This is a genomic window from Marinilabilia salmonicolor, assembly GCF_003003035.1.
Classification (GTDB): Bacteria; Bacteroidota; Bacteroidia; order Bacteroidales; family Marinilabiliaceae; genus Marinilabilia; species Marinilabilia salmonicolor_A.
In genome coordinates this window covers 290,968-308,723 of record NZ_PVTS01000005.1, presented here as the reverse complement: position 1 = coordinate 308,723, position 17,756 = coordinate 290,968, and the positions used below count along the sequence as shown (strand labels likewise).

Annotated in this window: 10 protein-coding genes and 1 CRISPR repeat array; of the genes, 5 read left to right on the top strand and 5 right to left on the bottom strand. The window is 41.3% G+C overall.

Annotated elements, in window-relative coordinates; genetic code table 11:
- Positions 1-83: 83 nt before the first annotated feature.
- Positions 84-813: direct repeats of the CRISPR family, unit length 46 nt; unit sequence GTTGTGAATTGCTTTCAAAATGTATCTTTGCAGTAGCGCTGACAGC.
- 108 nt (positions 814-921) lie between these two features.
- The 5 genes from cas2 to BY457_RS07345 form a co-directional block, all read right to left on the bottom strand.
- Positions 922-1,254: a CRISPR-associated endonuclease Cas2 gene (cas2, locus tag BY457_RS07365; protein WP_106152681.1), complete on the bottom strand. Its 333-nt coding sequence runs from the start codon at positions 1,252-1,254 to the stop codon at positions 922-924.
- A 1-nt stretch (position 1,255) separates the two neighbouring features.
- Entirely contained in the window at positions 1,256-2,176 is a 921-nt protein-coding gene (gene cas1, locus BY457_RS07360) for a type II CRISPR-associated endonuclease Cas1 (RefSeq protein ID WP_106152680.1), read from the bottom strand.
- Positions 2,177-2,416: 240 nt separating this feature from the next.
- A complete protein-coding gene (locus tag BY457_RS07355; RefSeq protein ID WP_106152679.1) occupies positions 2,417-2,959 on the bottom strand; it encodes a hypothetical protein in 543 nt (180 codons plus the stop codon).
- Entirely contained in the window at positions 2,960-6,757 is a 3,798-nt protein-coding gene (cas9, locus tag BY457_RS07350) for a type II CRISPR RNA-guided endonuclease Cas9 (protein ID WP_106152678.1), read from the bottom strand. It abuts the gene before it with no gap.
- A 354-nt stretch (positions 6,758-7,111) separates the two neighbouring features.
- Entirely contained in the window at positions 7,112-8,626 is a 1,515-nt protein-coding gene (locus BY457_RS07345; protein ID WP_106152677.1) for a peptide MFS transporter, read from the bottom strand.
- A 496-nt stretch (positions 8,627-9,122) separates the two neighbouring features.
- Here BY457_RS07345 and BY457_RS07340 point away from each other — a divergent pair, with 496 nt between their 5' ends.
- The 5 genes from BY457_RS07340 (at position 9,123) to glyA (ending at position 17,670) form a co-directional block, all read left to right on the top strand.
- Positions 9,123-10,634 carry an NAD(P)H-hydrate dehydratase gene (locus BY457_RS07340; RefSeq protein ID WP_181256418.1) on the top strand — a complete coding sequence of 504 codons (1,512 nt, stop codon included), beginning with the start codon at positions 9,123-9,125 and terminating at the stop codon, positions 10,632-10,634.
- A gap of 133 nt (positions 10,635-10,767) precedes the next feature.
- A complete protein-coding gene (locus BY457_RS07335; RefSeq protein ID WP_181256416.1) occupies positions 10,768-11,856 on the top strand; it encodes a DUF4831 family protein in 1,089 nt (362 codons plus the stop codon).
- A gap of 390 nt (positions 11,857-12,246) precedes the next feature.
- Positions 12,247-13,707 carry an aminoacyl-histidine dipeptidase gene (locus BY457_RS07330; protein WP_106152676.1) on the top strand — a complete coding sequence of 487 codons (1,461 nt, stop codon included), beginning with the start codon at positions 12,247-12,249 and terminating at the stop codon, positions 13,705-13,707.
- Between the two features lie 798 nt (positions 13,708-14,505).
- On the top strand, positions 14,506-16,203 hold the full coding sequence (locus BY457_RS07320) for a chloride channel protein (RefSeq protein WP_258176651.1): 1,698 nt from the start codon (positions 14,506-14,508) through the stop codon (positions 16,201-16,203).
- A gap of 186 nt (positions 16,204-16,389) precedes the next feature.
- Positions 16,390-17,670, top strand: coding sequence for a serine hydroxymethyltransferase (gene glyA, locus BY457_RS07315; protein ID WP_106152673.1), 1,281 nt, complete (start codon positions 16,390-16,392; stop codon positions 17,668-17,670).
- The last annotated feature ends 86 nt before the right edge of the window (positions 17,671-17,756 follow it).

The window sequence follows — 17,756 nt, the reverse complement described above, 5'->3', positions numbered from 1 at the left end:
CTCTGGTTTAAAGATTTTCTGTGTTGCATGATTTTTTTTGACAAAGGTAGGCGTCTGGATCATGCCAGGAAAGATGTCATTGCTGGGGTGGATACTTTCAAAATGTATCTTTGCAGTAGCGCTGACAGCAAAATCACGGACATATACATTGCCCGTGACGTTGTGAATTGCTTTCAAAATGTATCTTTGCAGTAGCGCTGACAGCGGAGTGGAGTTGACTAATAAAGTAATTCTTGTTGTGAATTGCTTTCAAAATGTATCTTTGCAGTAGCGCTGACAGCCCAGGTTAGATATTTGACCAGTCAAAGAACGTTGTGAATTGCTTTCAAAATGTATCTTTGCAGTAGCGCTGACAGCGCAGTTCCTCTTTGTTATTAATCTCTTTTTGTTGTGAATTGCTTTCAAAATGTATCTTTGCAGTAGCGCTGACAGCACTCATGGCTGAGGGCACAGAACAACAATAGTTGTGAATTGCTTTCAAAATGTATCTTTGCAGTAGCGCTGACAGCGTATTTGGATTTAACCAAATTACCAATTCTGTTGTGAATTGCTTTCAAAATGTATCTTTGCAGTAGCGCTGACAGCAGAAAATTTAAACATATCTTCCCCGTAAGAGTTGTGAATTGCTTTCAAAATGTATCTTTGCAGTAGCGCTGACAGCTTTTGTTATTGTTGTTACCCTTGTGTTCATGTTGTGAATTGCTTTCAAAATGTATCTTTGCAGTAGCGCTGACAGCACAAACCAATATAGTTGAAAGTGTGTTATTGTTGTGAATTGCTTTCAAAATGTATCTTTGCAGTAGCGCTGACAGCAGACCTCGAAACAAACGACTATGCATCAGCAAATTACTCACGAATTTAGAATCAAAAAATGAGCTGTCAGTTTCAATAAAAAAGTCCGGTTCGCCGGACTTTTTTATTTTAAAACAATTCCAACTGCATATATGGAGTTTCCTTTTTGGTAATTTCTTTTCCGTAAAACAGCTCCATATCACCAAACTGTTTGTCTGTAATTCTCATAATCCCCACATTCCCTTTGGGAGGCAAAAAACTTTTCACCCTCTTCATGTGCACTTCTGCATTTTCCCGGCTGGGACAATGTCGGATATAAATAGAAAACTGGAACATCACAAAACCGTCATTCAGCATTTTCTTCCGGAAAGTGCTGTATATCTTACGGTCTTTTTTCGTTTCTGTCGGCAAATCAAAAAGAACCATAACCCACATAACTCTATATTCGTTAAGGCGATTCATATCAATTTTCAAATTGCGGATAAGAAATTCTTCGGCTACTGCCCTCAAAACAACTATAAAGTGAGGCGGTAGTCTGTGATACTGCTACCATCAAAGGACTTCGTTTTCCATTAATCAACACATCTGTCTGCGGAATACTCAACAAATGCCATTTCACTTCCTTACTCAATTCGGAATAATCCAGTCCGGAATCAATAATTTTCAAAACCACCTTATCCACGAATGGACGATATGGCTCCATAATATCATCAGCAAGACAATAGGCGTTATAACGATTGTGATGATGAATGCCTACCGTAGGCAAGAGTCCGGAAGCAACTAAAGAACGTGCAACAATGGCTCTCAAAATGGCGTAGCCATAATTCAGTAAATTATTTGGCGGATTCTCCTCTCTGCCCCTCCTAAAGTTATCAATATCAAAAATATTGCCCCAGTAATATGCTGCTGCTCTGGCTTCATGATTTTCACTATCTCCGGAAGCAACGCAGGAAGCCCAGTGATGCATATTATCAGTATTTACATTCGACCGTACGTCTTTCAACAAGATTGCTTGATTGGTTATCTTGGCTTTAACTGTTTGCTGCCAAAGCTGTTTTCTCAGAGGAACAGAAGAGGATAATTGATGAGCAAACCTTTCTCCCTGAACAGAGTTTCCGGAAAGCGGCATTAACAATCCTTGCGGCATGTGTGACTGATCACAGGTGATAATTGCACAATTATTACTTACAAGCTTTTCTATCAAAGCATGAGTAATAGTAATCTGCCTGTGATCCAAAACAACAACACCGATATCTTCAATTGGAATGGTGTTACGTCCTGATTTATCATCCATTCCGTTGGCATCAGGCAGATTAAGCACAAGTTGGCTGCTACGCAAACTCAGATAGGCAGGATTTCCAAAATAAAGTGTCTTTTTTATCATAGATAGAAGTATTGATTGACATCCCAGTCCAACTAGTGAGGGTTTCACTTTGAGTGAAGCCCTCACTATTGATGGTAAGAAAAGGATGTTAACCTCTACCAACAAATCCCGAACTCCCTGGCTCTTTTCTTATTTATCAACCTTCCCATTCTATTTGAGTAATAATCGGGGGCAGAAGAAAATTCCCATTCTGTAATATTTGATACGAAATTAGAAGTCAAAGGGTTATAATGAATATAATCAAAACAGATTTGAGGATATTCTTTTCGTCAAGTTGCAAACATTCATCAGTGTCCCTGAGTTTGAATTGAAAAATGCAGGAGTAATACCATCCGAGGGATTTAAGCATTCAGCTTTTGACTTCTTTCTAAACAGACTTCCGGAAGTTTGCTCTTGCATATTTATTGCTCTGGTATAGTATTTTATCATTACTCCTATGGACTCATTCATAGTACGTTTTTGAGGTAATTTAGTGAGGGGTTCACTCGAAGTGAAGCCCTCACTAATTTTTCCGACGACAATCTCAATCTTATTAACATAAATCATGAAATGAAAGTGGTTTGGCATTAAACACCAGGCCAAAATATAAGCATGAGGCACAATGTGATTGCGAACTTTTTTGAGAAAAAATAAATAGTTTGCCCTGTTCATAAAAACTTTCTGACGATTATTGCCCTGATTGTAGATGTGATACAATTTTCCTTCTTCCAGATCAATTGGGTTAGGTTTTTCTTTAGTCAGGGTTTCACTTGGAGTGAAGCCCTGACTATCAAGTAAAGCCATTTAGAAACATTTTTGATACCAGACCATCCGCCCCAAAACATCAACCCGAATTTTTACCGGATTCAAACCTGCAAAAGCCTTCAAGCTTTGCACTCTATACCAACGTTTACAAAGCTTCGAATCTGTCGTATCAACTATTTGAGTTTCTAAATGATGCCTGAAAACATAATCGCCCGAAGTAATCTTCTGGACCCGATATAAATAATCACTCAAAAAAGAATAGTTGTCTTTTTGATTAACATTAATTTGTCTTACATTCTCTTCTGGCAACCCCAGAAGGAACATTTCATTCTGCTGAAGGCTGGTAACAAATTGCCATTTTATATCCGGTAGTTTCTCAAGAAAATCATCCGGAAAATAATCTTCTCCTTCAGACAGAACTTTTTCCCAAATTTCATCCGTATTTTTTATTATAACCGGAATATCATACTTCTTTCGTTCAACCGCATGCCAAAACGTACATATATGTTCCTGCAGTTTACCGTTTTCATCCAAATACAGAGCGATATGATGGTTATTTCCCGGCTTTACAAATCCGGTCACTTCATTGTTTGCATTCTTTTTTAAGGGTTCGATACTTGATAAACCTGTAAAACATCTCACTGATTTTATAGGAATATTTTTCTCTTCATTAAACCAAATAGGATTTCCATCCAAATCTTTAAACGCTTCTTTGGGGTTATTATCGAACTCTGAAAGACGCTGTTTTACTATTTCTCTAACTCTATCATCAATGATTTTGTCAGCTTTCTTAAAATCAACATCAACTTTATACTTATACACGTATTCTTCACTGTAACAGCTAGCCCATTCCAAAAGAATGTCATCTTTTATGTAGATAGGTTCATTTTCCAGGCTTTTCAAAGCTTTATCTGGATTGTCATCATACTCACTTAATCGCTTTTGAACTTTCTTCCTGATTCTCTCCTTTACAATTAAATGGGGATTATGAAATAAAAATTTAACTGGATTTTCTCGTTTCAGTACTTTAATCCTTCCATAAACTTGTTCTTCACTTAAAGCTCCTCTTGGTACTAAAATATCAGATTGAACAGTTACTTTTCGTCCATTTCTTTTTACCTTCCTCTTTCCCCATGTTGCTACTTTTTTACCTGGCTTAAAAGAAATCATGATTTTCGATGCAGCCTGCTCAACTTCGTTTGTGGAAAATGGCTTATTTACAAACAGATAATCCTGATATAACTTTCGTTTTTCTATTTCAAATTCACTTCTTTTGTTATCAACCTCTGAAGCATTCTTTTGAAACTCATTAATCGCACGAAGCATTTCGTTTCTGGTCTTGCCCGAATTGAGCGTATTAAGCCTTTGGATAAATCCTTGTTCAGTACAAGCCACTGTTAAAGCATCAATAGCATGATGTCTATGGTCATTTCTTTTATTCCAGTCAGTAATTCTTTCTTTTTTATGCTTTTGCCCGTTATTCTCAAATTCAATTTCTTCAGTTAAATCATATTTCTTGTATTTTGGCATCTGCAAATTCATCAAAACATCATCCCAGCCCCAAATATGACGTAATTCTGCTGTTACAGTACCACTTGTCGTCCAAACATCATGACAAACTTCCATAAGTATTTCACGAGATTTGCGTGCGATATATTGAGATTCTCTCAATTGGCGCTGAATAAAATCTTGTGGTATTTTATCTTCCGACATTAAAAGTTTATCGCGTTTTGCCTTACCAATCAACCTATTCTTATACAAATAATTAACACGCTCAATATACTCATGAAATTCATCCTCCTTTTTAGTTTTCATATAATCAAAGGCAGTTTGCTTGTCTTTTTGCCGGTTACATGATCTATGAGATAAAGTTTTATTACTTTGAGAATCATCAAATAATTTCGCTTTCGGAATAATATGCTCAATATCAACATCATTTCCTTTAATGGCATCGGTAAAACTTATTGGTTGTCCACAATAAACACATATCGCATTCAACTTTTGATTATTCATTTCATGATATAAGCGCCATTTTATGACATTATTTCTGGAAGCACGCAAGGCATAGTTTTCGACCAACTCCTTTCTTATTGACTGATTATCCCTTTCAATCTTCCTGATTGCCTTATCTGCATCAAATCGCTCTTGTCTACTTTGCTTTAATTCCCGGGCCAATTCAATACGTATTTCATCGGGATGTCCATATTCCTCAATTACTGCATTTACCAAATTAATCATCTGATTCAAAATCTTTTCCACAACCGGCTGACGCAAACTATTTTTTTCAAGTAAACTAAGCCTTTCAGCTATTTGGCGATCTCTATTTTGATCTTTTGTCAATGAATTAGAATGATTATATCCTGCTAACATGCATGATTCAGAGTAGTCATACCCCTCAGCCAGATATGGCAAAATCCGCCTAATCGCTCGCACCGATTTATTTCCAAATGCCATTAAAGTAAAATCTAATGCAGAAAGTTTTTCAGCTGAGTCAGGAGGAATATTGAATTTCTTTTTTAATATGTTCTCACATTCCTCTCTGTCTTTAATGGAATAAAGTACATGCCATAGTCTATAAAGTGGCTCTTTCTCGATATCTTCGGCTTTATTTGCAATAATAGATTCTTTTTCCTCATGAATTACTTCACCGGTTTTTCTGTCATAAAGATGAACTTTCTTATCTGTTTTTATAAATGAAATGTCAAAACGAAGTAATTCAGAAAACTCATCCGGATTATTAAAACAATTCAAAATTTTTTGTCGGAGAATATTTCCCTGAATACCGTTTTCAAGTTGTTTATTTGCATAAACATCATCCTTAGATAAACCAAGTAGATTCAATAACTTCGAATAAGATAATTTGCCATTCCGATCTAAGCTGTATTTTGAAAAATTATCAAAATCCTCGCTTCCGGCACCAGGAATATTTAAAACCTTAAATAATTTTTCTTTCTCCCTTATCCCTAACACAATAGGTTGACCATATTTGTCTTTGAGACGGATATTGTTAATGGTTTCCCATATCTTTTCAATCTGAAAAAGCGGGGAGCTCTTGGGAGCCACTTTGGGGCCAACGTATAGATTCTTACCCTCCTTCTCCATCCAGAAACCTTCAAATTCGCAGATGGATACTAGCCCCTTTTGGGATTTTAAAGCTCTTTGATAAAAAATAATTTCATTTCTTATCCGTTGAATAAAGTCTTCAGAAAGCTCTTCAGGGTAGTACCCCTTCTGAATCGAAATAATTCTATCAAATTCCTCAATATATGCTTCTCTGGGATAAACAAGATCTTTTGTCCTAAAATTTTCACTTTTTTTCAACTCCTTTAAAAGATATTGCCCTATTGTAAGGCCTGCATCTCTTAATTCCTCATGCCTGTTTTTTACTTTCTCTACATACTCTGTATCCTTCTTATCAAGATTCTCTTCACTTCTGGCACTTTTATAACCTCTTTTTTGGTTTAGATGCAATAAAATCCGGCCTATTTCAGGCAAAGTCAGCTTTGTTTCCACTGCTTTACTTCTTAATTCCCAAAGCCTGAATTTTGATACATGGATTAAATCTTCATCAGGCATCATATTTTTATTCTTCAATTCTTCAATTAAAGCATTCCGTCTTAATTGATACCGGTCATAAAGTTTTCTTTGAGTTCGCTTTACAGTTCGCCGATGGTTTTTGGAAATAGTATTTCCTTTTGAAAACTCATCTTTATCATCCGGAGATAAAGGAACAATTCTACTCCCCATCCCTATTATCTCCTTTTTCTTCTCATCTTTCTCTACCAGTGCCCATCCAATAGAATTCGTTCCAAGGTCAAGTCCTAAAATGCGTTTCATCTCAAATAGTTTTCAGGGTTATTATTTTAGTTTTGTATTTTAAATAATTTCTTTTTAAACTTGTACTACATTTTGAAGCAATTCACAATAAGGATTATTCCGTTGTGAAAACATTTAAGGCGGGACACCTCTGGTGCTCTCGCCTTCTGTTTTATATCCTTTTTCGTATCCAACACGCTTAATACAGAATCTTTAAATTTATTAAAAAACTTGAACTTTTCGAGCCAACTATTCAAAAAAGACAATCACCTAACAATTTGAGGGCTTCACTTGAAGTGAAACCCTCAATAAAAAAGCCCGAAAACCTGCTTTCACAGATCTCCGGGCTTTACTATATCAACAATCAACAATTATCTAATCGATGCCCCGCATCATTTTCTTCAACCATGGAGAAATGAGGAACAACAGCAATGCTGCCGAACCGGAAGAAATCACCAGGAAGAGGAACAAGTTCATATCGGGCAGATAATTTTCAAGGATTCCCCTTAATGCACCCGCCAGATAGTTGGCCAGGGCAGTAGAAGCAAACCAAAGTCCCATCATCAAAGAGGTAATCTTCGGAGGGGACAGTTTACTGATCATACTTAATCCGATAGGACTGAGACAAAGTTCACCCATGGTGTGCAACAGATAAACCATTACCAGCCACATGGGGCTTACCAGGTTGGAACCGGTAGCATGGCTGTCTGCAGCATACATCACCACAAAACCAAGTGACAAGAGAGCAAGCCCGAGACCAAATTTCACAGGAGTATTGGGGTTGCGACGTCCCAGCCACACCCACAACATGGAAAAGACAGGTGCCAGACCAACAATCATAATGGCATTTACTGATTGAAACCAGCTGGCTTTAACCTCAAAACTGCCAATCATACGGTCGGTAAAGTCACGCGCAAAAAGGTTGAATGTACCACCTGCCTGCTCAAAACCTGACCAGAAAAAGATGTTGAAGAAACAGAACACCAAAATGGCTCCGATTCGGCTCCATTCGGTCTTTCCGGTAGTGTTTTTTATAATAATGTAAGCAATCGCAGTAATAGACACAATGGCAACAATGCGGATAATCCAGGTAGTAGCCTCTTCGGGAATAGTCCACCAGGTTTTAACAAACAGATAAATGAATGCAATTATTCCCAAAGCCCAGGCAAGAATGTGAAGCCAGTCGCGACCATTCAGCTTTGCGGTATCGGTCTGAAAGGTGCGCTTGGGACCAAAACCGATGGTTCCGAGTTTCTCCTGCTGAAGCCAGAACCAGATAGTTCCCAAAACCATACCAACAGATACAGAACCAAATCCCCAGGCCCAGCCAACACTTTCGCCCAGCCATCCGGCCAGAAGAGGTGCCAGAAACGCCCCCAGGTTGATACCCATATAAAAGATGGTAAAAGCTGAATCTTTCCTGGGATCGCCATCGGCATACAAACGGCCAACCATCGTAGAAATGTTTGGTTTAAAGAACCCGTTTCCTACAATTAAAAGACCAAGACCGATAAACAACCAATACTCACGTAACTCCTGCAGTGCATCAGGAGCAAGGGAAATACCGGAACTGACCACATACTCAGAATAGGCCAGTGCAGCCTGCCCCAGAGCCATTATTATACCACCAATAATAATGGCCTTTCGTTGCCCCATGAGCCTGTCTGCCAGAATACCTCCGATAATCGGCGTTAAATAGACCAGACCAGTGAATATTCCGTAAATTTCCAATGCATGATTCTCGGCATAAGCAAATCCACCGTTTACAATAGTCGATGTAAGATACAGTACCAAAAGTGCACGCATCCCGTAATAACTAAACCGTTCCCACATCTCTGTGAAAAACAGCACCCATAATCCCTGGGGATGTTTTTGTGATGGTGTGTCCATTCTTTTCTTTTTTAAAATTTAGGTTTATTGGTTTTTACGTTCTATTTTTTGTTAACTTTTAGGATCATCGATAAATTCTTCATCCGGAGCACAATAAAATCCGGCAGGCTATCGATATTTCTAAGTGTGAAAATTATTAATTTTTACGCAAACAATTTGCTGTTTTGGTTTGTCTTTTTTTCATTAAAGCCTATCAAGATTGGAAATAAAGAACAACTCCCCAACCCAACAAGCTGAAAAAGAGATGCTTTCGCCACAGAAATCATTCGCGCGAAAACAGATCAATTACAAAAATACATTTTGTAAGCTAAGTTTAACGTGTTATTTCTCATATTATGAATGAAACCGGCAAGATATTTTTAAACCCGATTACCATAAACCTCTTGTAGCTAAACCTGTCACATTTCAGCTTCAGCAACCAATATGAAGTACAGGAATATATAAAATACCATGCAGGACCGAAGTGGTTCCAAATTGATTTTAACAAAAAAATTTTATGGGGATAAAAATTCTCACATCACAACAAACCGGGGAAACGGATAATCACACCATCACCCATGAACCCATTGCCTCCATTAACCTTATGGAAAGAGCAGCACACCAGGCTTATCGATGGATCTCAGAACATTTCCCAACCTCTGCATTCAGCGTTTTTGCAGGCCCCGGAAATAACGGAGGCGATGCGCTTGCCATTGCCAGAATGCTGATAAATAAAGGCCATAGGGTTAAAACGTACCTTTACAGGAGGGAGAACCTTTCGCCAGATGCCCAAATCAACCTGGAACGCCTACAACAAATTCCCGAAATCTTCATCACAGATTTATCAAAAGAAGAATTGCCGGCATCTGTGGAGCCGAAAGCTGTGGCCATTGACGGCTTGTTTGGATCCGGGCTCAACCGACCTCTTAATGACAAGGCAGCCAAAATTGTAACCCACATCAACAGCTCCTTTACCAAAATTATTTCCATTGATGTGCCATCAGGGTTGTTTTGTGAGGACAACAGTAATAATCAAAGGGGAAACATTGTTAAAGCTACCTTTACCCTTACATTTCAGATGCCCAAACTGGCGTTTCTGTTCCCCGAAAACAGAGATTTTACGGGTGACTGGAGCGTACTCCCAATTGGTTTGAGCAGGCAAAAAATTGCAAAAACCTCAACTCCCTGGAGCATTGCCACCCCAAAAGAGATCAGAAAAATATTACCGCCTCCCCATCGATTTGCTCACAAAGGAACCATGGGGCATGCCCTGCTCATTGCCGGCAGCTACGGCAAAACGGGTGCGGCATTGCTTGCTTCAAGGGCCTGTTTGAAATCAGGGGTAGGATTATTGACAACCCACGTTCCACACAGCGCGGTCTCCATTTTACAAACCGCCATTCCGGAAGCTATGATGAGCGTGGATCGATCCGACCTAATGTTTACCGAACACCCGGATCTCAAACAATTTCAGGCAATCGGCATAGGCCCGGGGCTTGGAACCCGCGTGAACACCCAAAGAGCCCTAAGGGAGCTATTAGAGGCAGACGGTGAAAAAAGGATGGTCCTTGATGCGGATGCATTAAATATATTAAGTGCAGATCCCGAATTGCTGCGACTCCTTCCCACGAATGCCATTCTTACTCCTCACCCTAAGGAATTTGAGCGACTGGCCGGAGAGTCAGACAATGAATTCCTGCGATTGCAAAAAGCCATCGAATTCGCCGGGCGACACCAGGTTGTCCTGATATTGAAAGGAGCATTCACGGCTGTGATTTCCCCTGAAGGTATAGTCAGCTTCAATCCCACTGGAAACCCCGGAATGGCAACTGCAGGAAGCGGTGATACCTTGACAGGAATCATTCTGGGACTACTCGCCTCCGGAATTGCACCTTTGGATGCAGCACGTGCCGCAGTTTACATTCACGGACTTGCAGGCGACCTTGCTGCCCGCAATGGAATGAGAGGCCTTATAGCTTCTGACATCATTGACCACCTTCAGGAAGCTTTCAGAGATGTTTCGGAGTAAAAATTGCAGGTAGTCAACCGTTGTTGCCCATATTCGATATGATTTCATAGCCTTTGAGCTGTTTAATTTTCGTAACTTTGAGTTTGGAATGAAACGAAGTCAATCATCCAGGCTAAAGCAAAATCAAAAAAAAATGAAAAAAATAACCAACCTTTCTATTCTTGTTCTTATCCTTTTTTTAGGGGCCTGCAGTGCACCCAGGGTTGTTTCCAAGGCCGATTTTTCCGATGCTTCAACAACTGCATCATCAGGGAAATTAATCTATCATTTACCAACCACCGTTGTTAACATAAAAGTAACTGCACAAAAAGTAACAGAGAAACGGGGGCCTTACTACAGATATTCCGAACGATACCTGAATCTTTCGGACATCATCACCGAGGACAGGGAATACTGGGAAATAACCGAGGCAGTCATTTTCACCTCTGGTAACCCCGACCCTGAAAAGAGTTTCAGCATCGCAGCACAAGGTATCCCTGCCGGTGCAGCAGTTAACCTCACCCCTGACGGCACCCTTTTGGGCTTTAACTCTTCTTTCGACAAGGGATTCCATAAAACATCAGAACCAACCAATGATTCTTCGAAGAAGGTTGATGAAATAAACTTCAACGACATTCCATTCACTGAAGAACAACTTATCAAAACATCCAGTGCAGCTACCGCAGAAGAGGTCGCTGCAGCAATATATGACATTCGCGAAACCAGAAGAAGGCTACTCGAGGGTGACGTAAAAAACCTGCCTCCCGACGAAGGTTCCTACCGAAGAATTCTTGAAGGGCTGGATCGTATGGAAGAGCAATATCTTTCTCTTTTCAAGGGCAAAAAACAAACGCAGACAACAACAAAAACATTTACCTTCACCCCGGACATCACCGCATCTGCCAATCAGGTACTTTTCCGGTTCTCCGGACAAAAAGGCTTTACCCAAATTGACGATATGACAGGAACACCTGTTTACATCGAAGTGGTAAACCATGAAGCCACTGAAAACAACAAAATCCAGGTTAACCCCAAAGAACGTACCGGCATGATTTATTGCAAACCCGGAAAAGCAACAGTGAAAGTGATTGACAGAACCAAGCTGCTCACAGAAGAAAACGTGCTATTGGGACAGTTTGGCTCTTTGCATACGATGCCTCCTTCACTGCTCGACAATCCCAACACCAGCGTGCAAATGGATCCGGCAACGGGAGCGATTTTGAATATCAGGGTACAGGAGTGATCGATAAAAGAGGCTGGAGAATAGAGAAGTAGTCAGTAGTTTTTAGTTTGTAGTCAATAGATAAGAGATTCCAAAAAGTCGAATCAATGGTCTGACAGACGCATGAAAGCTGATGACCTATTTCTTAATGAAAGGTGCTGTTAGTTTAGGTTGAGGTTAAGGTTAAGATTAAAGTTTAGGTTAAGAGAAAATTAGCCAGCCTGACTTCTTTTCAAAAATCCAAATCCCTCATGGCCAGATAACTAACAGAGCACTCAGACACTCAACCCAAAACCCGGAACCCAGAACCCGTAACCCTAAACTTTAGCTACAAAAGCCAAATTATTAATAAAAAGCCCTTTTCCGGGTCCCCCCTGGGGGGATTTAGGGGGCCTTTAAACAGATAAAAAAATGAACAAAAACATCGCCAATCTGGAACCTCAGCTGGTATGGACCTATTTCCACAAGCTGACACAAATACCGAGACCCTCTAAAAATGAAGGAAAAGCCATAGATTTTGTTGAACAGGAAGGCAAACGCCTGGGTCTGGAGACCATCAAGGATAAAGCAGGAAATGTGATTATCAGAAAACCTGCCACTTCGGGTATGGAAAATTCAAAAGGCGTGGTATTGCAGGGTCATTTGGACATGGTACCCCAGAAAAACAGTGACAAGCAACACGACTTCGACAAAGATCCCATCGAAGCTTATGAAGAAGATGGCTGGGTAAAAGCCAATGGAACAACTCTGGGGGCCGACAATGGGATTGGTGTGGCCGCTGCCCTTGCAGTTCTGGCCAGTAACAATCTCAAGCACGGGCCTGTGGAAGCACTCTTTACCATTGATGAAGAGACGGGCATGACAGGAGCCAACGCCCTGCAGCCCGGGATTCTTCAGGGCGATATCCTTATCAATATGGACTCTGAGGATGAAGGAGAACTGTACGTTGGATGTGCCGGAGGAACGGATGCCAACGCAGTTTTCACCTACATGGAAGAAGAGTTCCCCGAAAGCTACATAGCCAAAAAAATCAGCCTTACAGGATTGAAAGGGGGGCACTCCGGAATGGATATTGTGCTGGAACGTGGAAATGCCAACAAACTACTTTTCAGACTTCTGAAACATCTGGTAGCCCATGAGCAGGTTCGACTTTCCACCATTGAGGGTGGCAGTTTACGTAATGCCATCCCACGTGAGGCTTTTGCCATCATAGCTATCCCTGAAAGCAAACTAAAGGATGTGGAACAGACTGTGGAAGGATATAAAAACATCTTCATCAACGAACTGAAAAATGTAGAACCTGATCTCTCCCTTAAACTGGAAGATACTGAAAAACCACATTTCGTAATGGATGAGATGACCCAGGACGACCTGATTAATGCCATTCAGGGCTGTCCCAACGGAGTTATCCGCATGAGCACAGAAATGCCCGGACTGGTGGAGACCTCTCTGAACCTGGCCATTGTGAAATCGCACAACAAAGAGGTGGAAGTGAAAGCACTTATCCGCTCCAGCGTGGATACCGCCAAAGAAGACGTTGAATCCACACTCGAAAGCATCTTCTTGCTTGCAGGCGCACATGTATGGTTCGACGGGCAATATCCCGGATGGAAACCCAACATGGATTCAGAGATCCTCAAAACCATGCAAACAGTCTATAAGAACAAGTGGGGAAAAACACCTGAAATAAAAGCCATCCATGCCGGACTGGAGTGTGGCATTCTGGGAAATGCCTACCCCAACTGGGACATGATCTCTTTCGGTCCTACCATTAATTTCCCGCACTCTCCTGATGAGAAAGTAAATGTGGAAACGGTTCAGAAATTCTGGGATTTTCTGGTAGAAACCCTGGAAAACATCCCTGCTAAATAGTGCCTGTCCATAAACTAAGCAAAATTTGGTTCTGGTCATGTGTTTGTCAAGAAAGTGCCAGTTACAAGGCTTGCGAAGCCCGAAAATACGCAGTTTACTTGAGTAAATGAGTAATTTTCGGGCAAGCGTAACGCAGTAAATGGTAATTTATGGACAAACACTAAATAAGCATAACACCAAACCATATAACAAGCCCTCTTTGCCAACCATTTCGCAGCAAAGAGGGCTTTTATTTTTAAACCATTCTGCCTTCTATCTTCTCCCATCTGCTTTCCAACTAAAAACCTCTGCCTATAGGACTCCAATAAATCACCAAAATACCATTCATAATCCATTTAATCAAGGTATCACCCCTGCCGGGGCTTTTCCATTCATTGCAACAAAATTGCTACCAAACTGCCGCCCGCCGGGGCTGGTCCACCTATAAAAAGCAGAGTTAAAACAATATCCGTCTTCACTTATAGATTGGAAAATACCTGGTAATGCCAGAATCCCTCTTACCATATACCCAAGCCCTCTGCTCTTTGCTCCATGCTCTATGCCTCAACTGTCTCCCCTCGCCAACACTATTTAACACCCCATTTTTGAAAATCATCACTTAAAGGCCTACATTTGCACCGCTATTAAATGAAAATCAGGCAAAAAAAGGCCTGAAGCACTCAGATTCTGACATCTACATTTTTTTTTACACACAATTAATTTTTTGGGGAAGTCCTCATGGAAACAGCTTCAAAACTATTAGGACGCTTTCTTATATGGCGGGTCAAAAATGTTTCACAAAAACATTTCACACTATTTTTGTCTTTTGTCATCGGATTGGGCAGCGGTTTGGCGGCCGTAATACTAAAGAACACCATACATTTCACCCACCAGCTTCTGACAGAAGGATTTACCATGGAGCATGAAAACTGGCTCTACCTGGCGTACCCGCTGATCGGAATTTTCCTTACCGTTATTTTTTCCAAATATTTCGTTAAAGACAGCATCAGTCATGGTGTCACGAAAATATTGCATGCATTTTCACGCAAAGGCGGATATCTGAAACCGCACAACTCATTCACTTCCATCATCGGAAGTACCTTTACCATCGGATTTGGGGGATCAGTCGGGGCAGAGTCCCCTATTGTACTGACCGGAGCTTCTATTGGTTCATCACTGGGACGGATGTTTCACCTCAACCAAAAAACCATCACCCTTCTGGTCGGAGCCGGAGCCGCAGGTGCGGTAGCCGGGATTTTCAAGGCCCCTATCGCCGGAATGGTATTCACCCTCGAAGTGCTGATGCTGGATCTGACAATGGCTTCGGTGGTACCTCTTCTGATTGCATCTGTTACCGCTACCACCATTGCCACCTTTTTCCTGGGTGAAGGAGCCGAATTTGCATTTCACCTCGAAGAGCAATTTGTGCTCAACAATCTGCCCTGGTATGTAGTTCTGGGTGTTATTGGCGGGCTTTTGTCACTTTACATGACCTGGGGAAGCATGTACGCCGAAGGGAAAATCCTCAAAATAAAAAACCCGTTTGCACGCTTACTGACAGGAGGTCTGATTTTGAGTTTACTGATATTCCTTTTCCCGCCGCTATACGGAGAAGGGTACACAACCATATCAGCTTTGCTCAGTGGCAACACGGATGTGATTGTTGAGAACACATTCTTTTATACCCTGAAAGAGAACAACCTGGTGATACTTGGCTTTCTCCTTTTGCTAATCATTTTTAAGATAGTTGCCACAGCTGCAACCAACGGTAGTGGCGGTGTGGGGGGTATTTTTGCCCCAACTCTTTTCACAGGAGGAATTGCAGGCTTCCTTCTATCAAAACTATTAAAAGATCTGGGCTGGGCCAGTCTCCCAAGCTCACACTTTACCCTTGCAGGAATGGCAGCCCTGATGGCCGGAGTTATGCATGCCCCGCTTACAGGAATTTTTCTCATTGCCGAAATCACCAACGGATATGCCTTGTTCATACCATTGATTCTCACCTCCACCGTATCCTATCTGACCATCATGTATTTTGAGCCACACTCCATATACACAAAACGTCTGGCAAAAAAAGGTGAACTGCTGACCCACCATAAAGACAAAGCTGTATTGACGCTCATGCGTCTCAATAAAGTTATTGAAACTGATTTTAAAACGGTAAATCCTGACATGTCGCTTGGCGAGATGGTAAAAATAATCGCTAAAGCACGCAGAAACCTCTTTCCCGTTGTTCATGAGGATGGCAAACTCCTGGGAATCGTTCTTTTGGACGACATCAGAGAAATCATGTTTAACAACGAACTCTACGATAAAATGAAAGTGGAAAACTTCATGACCGTTCCCCCGGCATTCATTGAAGCCAGCGAAAATATGGATCAGGTAATGCGAAAATTTGAAGAAACAGGCGCCTGGAACCTCCCGGTTACCGACCAGGGACGATACCTGGGCTTTGTCTCCAAATCAAAAATATTCTCTGTTTACCGACGTGTATTGATTCACTTTTCTGATGAGTAGAAATTAGAGAATAGCCAGTAGAGAATAGCCAGTAGAGAATAGTCTGTAGTATAATTGTTTTCAGATTTTTATTTTTTGAAACGCACTTGTTCAAAAAAACAAAGAATCTGGCAATCAATTATTACCTTTGGAAAAAAATTAACAGTAATATATGGTCTTTTCGAAGACTCCTAACTTTACAAAACAATGAAGAGAGACGAGAAAATTTTCGAACTGATTGAAAAAGAGCACAAACGCCAGCTCAACGGCATTGAACTGATTGCTTCCGAAAACTTTGTAAGCGAACAGGTAATGAATGCTATGGGCAGCTGCATGACCAATAAATATGCAGAAGGCCTTCCCGGAAAGCGTTACTACGGAGGTTGCCAGGTAGTTGACGAAAGTGAAACCCTGGCCATTGAACGCCTGAAAGAACTTTTCGGAGCTGAGTGGGCCAACGTCCAGCCACACAGTGGTGCCCAGGCCAACATGGCTGTGCTGATGACCGTATTGAATCCGGGTGACAAGTTCCTCGGACTGGATCTGGCGCATGGTGGTCACCTGTCACACGGTTCCCCTGTCAACAGTTCAGGTCGTCTCTACGAACCCATTGCGTACGGAGTAAAAGAAGATACCGGACGTGTAGATTATGACATGATGGAAAAGCAGGCACTGGAGCACAAACCAAAGCTGATTATTGGCGGTGCTTCGGCCTACTCACGCGACTGGGATTACAAACGCATGCGTGAAATAGCCGACAAAGTTGGCGCCATCCTCATGATTGACATGGCCCACCCCGCCGGTTTGATCGCTGCAGGATTGCTGGAAAATCCGGTAAAACATGCACACATTGTTACCTCCACTACCCACAAAACATTGCGTGGGCCCCGTGGTGGTATCATCCTTATGGGAAAAGACTTCGACAACCCAATGGGCATAAAAACCAAGAAAGGTGAAATCCGCAAAATGTCATCATTGCTTGATTCTGCGGTATTTCCGGGTATCCAGGGAGGACCACTGGAGCACGTGATTGCTTCTAAAGCAGTCTCATTCTTCGAAGCACTGCAACCTGAATACAAAGAGTACCAGAAACAGGTTCAAAAGAATGCCGCAAAAATGGCTGAGTGCTTCATCGAAAAAGGATATAAAGTTATCTCTGGTGGTACCGACAACCACAGCATGTTGATTGATCTGCGCACCAAATTCCCTGAGTTGACCGGCAAAAAAGCTGAAAACACTCTGGTTATTGCCGACATCACCATCAACAAAAACATGGTGCCTTTCGATGATCGTTCTCCTTTCCAGACCTCAGGTATTCGTGTAGGAACAGCTGCACTTACCACTCGTGGACTGAAAGAAGAGCACATGGCACCCGTTGTTGATTTACTGGATGAAGTATTGAGTGATCCTGACAATGAGGCTACGCTTTCATCTGTTCGCACCAAAGTAAACGAGATGATGAAGGATTTCCCCATTTTTGCCTATTAGACTTAAGTCAGGTTCCGTTTGAACATAAAATAAAAAGCAAAGACGCAGCCACCTTGGGCGTCTTTGCTTTTATTCTTTACAATTAC

Coding starts and splice junctions, on each gene's coding strand:
- cas2 (WP_106152681.1), bottom strand. CDS start 1,254: ATGAATCGCCTTAACGAATATAGAGTTATGTGGGTTATGGTTCTTTTT.
- cas1 (WP_106152680.1), bottom strand. CDS start 2,176: ATGATAAAAAAGACACTTTATTTTGGAAATCCTGCCTATCTGAGTTTG.
- BY457_RS07355 (WP_106152679.1), bottom strand. CDS start 2,959: ATGGCTTTACTTGATAGTCAGGGCTTCACTCCAAGTGAAACCCTGACT.
- cas9 (WP_106152678.1), bottom strand. CDS start 6,757: ATGAAACGCATTTTAGGACTTGACCTTGGAACGAATTCTATTGGATGG.
- BY457_RS07345 (WP_106152677.1), bottom strand. CDS start 8,626: ATGGACACACCATCACAAAAACATCCCCAGGGATTATGGGTGCTGTTT.
- BY457_RS07340 (WP_181256418.1), top strand. CDS start 9,123: ATGGGGATAAAAATTCTCACATCACAACAAACCGGGGAAACGGATAAT.
- BY457_RS07335 (WP_181256416.1), top strand. CDS start 10,768: ATGAAAAAAATAACCAACCTTTCTATTCTTGTTCTTATCCTTTTTTTA.
- BY457_RS07330 (WP_106152676.1), top strand. CDS start 12,247: ATGAACAAAAACATCGCCAATCTGGAACCTCAGCTGGTATGGACCTAT.
- glyA (WP_106152673.1), top strand. CDS start 16,390: ATGAAGAGAGACGAGAAAATTTTCGAACTGATTGAAAAAGAGCACAAA.